The sequence below is a fragment of the Microcystis sp. M31BS1 genome, assembly GCF_020245285.1.
In the GTDB taxonomy this organism is placed as follows: domain Bacteria; phylum Cyanobacteriota; class Cyanobacteriia; order Cyanobacteriales; family Microcystaceae; genus Microcystis; species Microcystis panniformis.
The window spans coordinates 1-3,717 of record NZ_JADBVE010000105.1; the positions used below are offsets into that span (position 1 = coordinate 1).

Sequence of the window (3,717 nt, forward strand, 5' to 3'; positions counted from 1 at the left end):
ACCCTTATATAGAAAGGCATTTAGCGATTTTTGTTAATTGTTTTTTTCTAGAGCGAACTAATCAATTAAGTCTCTTGCCAGATAAGGATTTAGTCGATTTATGCCCCCCTATCGAACCATACCAAGTAACGAAGAACCAGTATTTTCAGTGAACAGTAAACAGTAATCAGTGAACTGAAAACTCACATCTGATAACTGATAACTGATAACTGATAACTGATTCAAGGCTATCTCCTGTCTGCTGACTTAGCCTTTCAGCAATAAATCGCTAATTTCCGACTGACAATGACCAATTAAACGGTTAAGGGCTTTTTTTCCTTGTTTACCTTGATAATCTGAGCGATCGCTCTCAGTAATTCCGTAGGGACGACCGATCGCCACCTTGACACGATGATAAAATACAACGGGATGCCAACCATCTTGATCGAATAAAGGTTCCGTGGTATCTAACCAGCGTAGCAAACGCACGGGAAAAGGACTAATAGCGGTTTCCGACTCAGAGAGAATAGCCACAGGTAAGACAGATAGATTTTCCACGGGACAACCCAGGGCTAAATGGGCAAATCCGCTTTGAAAACGGCTAATTTGACGAGGATAAGTCAAATTTAACATCGGCGATCCACCTTCTGGAAATAAACCGATCCATCGTCCAGACTGTAAAAAATCTGTTGCTTGCCGAAAAAAAGTCTGGTGGCGTTTTTCAGGGGTATCAAAGGGAAAACAGCCCAATTCTCCGATTAATTCCCGCAAAAGCGGCGTTTTTCCCATGTAGTGATGACAGGCGATCGGGAGAGTTTTGCCCAAAGCTTGAATTAAAATCGGCGCGTCCAAAAAGCTACGATGGTTACTTACCACGATCGCCACTCCTTGACTGGGTAGATTTTCTTGACCGACGGTAAACAGACTCGTGCGCGTGGTATCAAGAATTAAACGAGAGGTAGATAGGGGGGTAAGCAGCGTCATGGAAAAAAAAAATCGGCCTTAAGATTGTTTTTATTGACTTAGATCACAACTAAAGGATAAAACAGAATTAGAGGATCATAAAATATGGGGATTGTGTCCCAATCATCTACGGATCAGCCTCGGGGCAGCCTCGTCTATTTAAAAAAATAAATTTCATGAATGATTTAAATGAGCGAAAAACATTTGCTTTAACAACACCTCTTTATTATGTCAACGATATCCCTCACATCGGTAGTGCCTACACAACGATCGTAGCGGATGTTATGGCACGATGGCAGCGGTTACAGGGCAATTCTGTCCTCCTAATTACAGGAACCGACGAACACGGACAGAAAATCGAACGGACTGCGGCAACCAAAGGACTCGCTCCCCAGGAACACTGCGATCGCATCGCCACCAGTTTTGCCAATCTCTGGGCAAAGCTACAGATCCAGTATGATCGCTTTAGTCGTACCACTGCCCCCCGTCATCAGGCAATTGTTAACGAATTTTTTGAAAGAGTCTGGGAAAAGGGCGATATCTATCTCGATCGCCAACAGGGTTGGTATTGCGTTGCCTGTGAAGAATTTAAGGAAAAAAGAGAACTGTTAGATAATGGCTGTTGTCCCATTCATACTAATCTGGCCGCCGAATGGCGCGACGAGGAAAACTATTTTTTCCGTCTCTCTAAGTATCAGGCGCAACTAGAACAAATTTACCAAGAGCAACCCGATTTTATTCAACCGGAAAGCCGACGTAATGAGGTTCTCAACTTCGTTAACCAAGGACTACAGGACTTCTCCATTTCTAGGGTTAATGTGGCTTGGGGGTTTCCCATTCCCCACGATGGTCAGCATACCATCTACGTTTGGTTTGATGCCCTTCTTGGCTATGTTACCGCCCTTCTCGACCCGGAAGACGAACCCACCCTAGAAAATGCCTTGGCCAAATGGTGGCCGATCGATCTGCATCTGATCGGTAAAGATATATTAAGATTCCATGCCATTTATTGGCCGGCTATGCTAATGTCAGCCGGTTTACCCTTGCCCAAAAGAGTATTCGGCCACGGCTTTTTGACCAAAGACGGGCGTAAAATGGGCAAAAGTCTCGGTAATACCCTCGATCCCTTCGATTTGGTTGATCGCTACGGGGCCGATGCCGTCCGTTACTATTTCGTTAAAGAGATTGAATTAGGACAGGATGGCGATTTTCAGGAAACCAGATTTGTTAATATTCTTAACGCGGATTTAGCCAACGATTTAGGCAACCTCCTCAATCGCACCCTAGGCATGGTCAAAAAATACTGCCAAAATATCCCTCCCCAGTTGACTGGCGTAGATATCCCCAACGATAATCGTCTTAAGAATATGGGGATCAATCTAGGGGTTATTGTTGAACAGAAGTATGATGCGCTACAATTTAATCAAGCCTGTGAGGAAATATTGGCGTTGATTCGCGCTAGTAACAAGTTTATCGATGAGAGTGCGCCCTGGAGTTTATTTAAACAGAAACAACAAGCAGCGGTAGAACAAGTCCTCTACGCAGTTTTGGAATCCGTAAGACTCTCTGCCTACCTACTCTCACCGATAATACCGACCTTGAGCAGTAAAATTTATCAACAACTAGGTTTTGTTATTGATTTTAATACTTTCAGGTCGGAGGATGGGGAAAACTCCCCTGATGGTGTCTCTTTTTCCCAACACTGTCAATGGGGATTACCCACAAATCCACAACTAGGAACACCTGAACCGATCTTTTCTAAACTAGAACTGCCGTTAAACGATTCCTAAAGGAATTTTTTGATAACTCTATTTTTTAAGGTCTGTTGTCGTTTCGGATACAACTGGCAAACACCCAACACTAAACTTTTAACAAACAAACGAGGAAAAATAAAATGTTTGATGATTATGATACAGCCCCAGTCTTCACCCCCGAACAAGTGCTAGAAAATCGCGGCCGTGTGGCGATTTTCATCGATGGTTCTAATTTATTTTATGCGGCTCTGCAATTAGGTATCGAAATTGACTACACCAAATTACTTTGTCGTTTAACTGCTGGTTCTCGTCTCTTGCGCGCCTTCTTTTATACTGGAGTTGATCGCACTAACGAAAAACAGCAGGGATTTCTCCTCTGGATGCGTCGCAACGGTTATCGAGTCATCGCTAAAGATCTAGTACAATTACCCGATGGTTCCAAAAAAGCCAATCTTGACGTGGAAATTGCCGTGGATTTAATGGCTCTAGTGGGTTCCTATGATACCGCAGTCATTGTCAGTGGTGATGGGGATTTGGCCTATGCTGCCGATTCCGTCAGTTACCGTGGTGCGCGAGTGGAAGTGGTTAGTTTGCGATCGATGACCAGTGATAGTTTAATTAATGTAGCCGATCGCTATGTTGATCTAGATCAAATCAAAGAAGAAATTCAGAAAACTAGCAAACATCACGTTAGTTATAATAATTTCCCCGTCAGCGTCTTAGACCAAGATCGTAGCAGTCGCTAGACAAATTCAGCAAAAATCAAGTTAAAGGTGGGTAATTCCCACCTTTTTCAGTTATCAGTTATCAGTTATCAGTGACCAGTTATCAGTGACCAGTTATCAGTGACCAGTTATCAGTTATCAGTTATCAGTTATCAGTGACCAGTTATCAGTTATCAGTGACCAGTTATCAGTTATCAGTGACCACTCCCCATCTGCTGCCTCCTCAATTAAGGGACTTCCAGAGAATAAAATACCCAACAAAAAAATAGAAAAGTGTTTTTTTGAAAAAGTAATTA

3 protein-coding genes are annotated in these 3,717 nt (G+C 43.0%); 2 read left to right on the plus strand and 1 reads right to left on the minus strand.

The features are described 5' to 3' along the window. Positions 1-246 precede the first annotated feature (246 nt). The gene (locus tag IM509_RS06010) at positions 247-963 is read right to left on the minus strand and encodes a lysophospholipid acyltransferase family protein (RefSeq protein WP_185236852.1); all 717 of its coding nucleotides are present in this window, start codon (positions 961-963) and stop codon (positions 247-249) included. A gap of 155 nt (positions 964-1,118) precedes the next feature. On the opposite strand from IM509_RS06010, the gene metG reads away from it, so the two are divergent. Together metG and IM509_RS06020 are read left to right on the plus strand one after the other, a co-directional pair. Further along, positions 1,119-2,732 carry a methionine--tRNA ligase gene (gene metG, locus IM509_RS06015; RefSeq protein ID WP_185236851.1) on the plus strand — a complete coding sequence of 538 codons (1,614 nt, stop codon included), beginning with the start codon at positions 1,119-1,121 and terminating at the stop codon, positions 2,730-2,732. Positions 2,733-2,836: 104 nt separating this feature from the next. Beyond that, positions 2,837-3,442 carry a LabA-like NYN domain-containing protein gene (locus IM509_RS06020; RefSeq protein ID WP_002743578.1) on the plus strand — a complete coding sequence of 202 codons (606 nt, stop codon included), beginning with the start codon at positions 2,837-2,839 and terminating at the stop codon, positions 3,440-3,442. Positions 3,443-3,717 lie beyond the last annotated feature (275 nt).

Excerpts from the sequence above, each read along its gene's own strand:
- IM509_RS06010 (WP_185236852.1), bottom strand. The coding sequence starts at position 963 with ATGACGCTGCTTACCCCCCTATCTACCTCTCGTTTAATTCTTGATACC.
- metG (WP_185236851.1), top strand. The coding sequence starts at position 1,119 with ATGAATGATTTAAATGAGCGAAAAACATTTGCTTTAACAACACCTCTT.
- IM509_RS06020 (WP_002743578.1), top strand. The coding sequence starts at position 2,837 with ATGTTTGATGATTATGATACAGCCCCAGTCTTCACCCCCGAACAAGTG.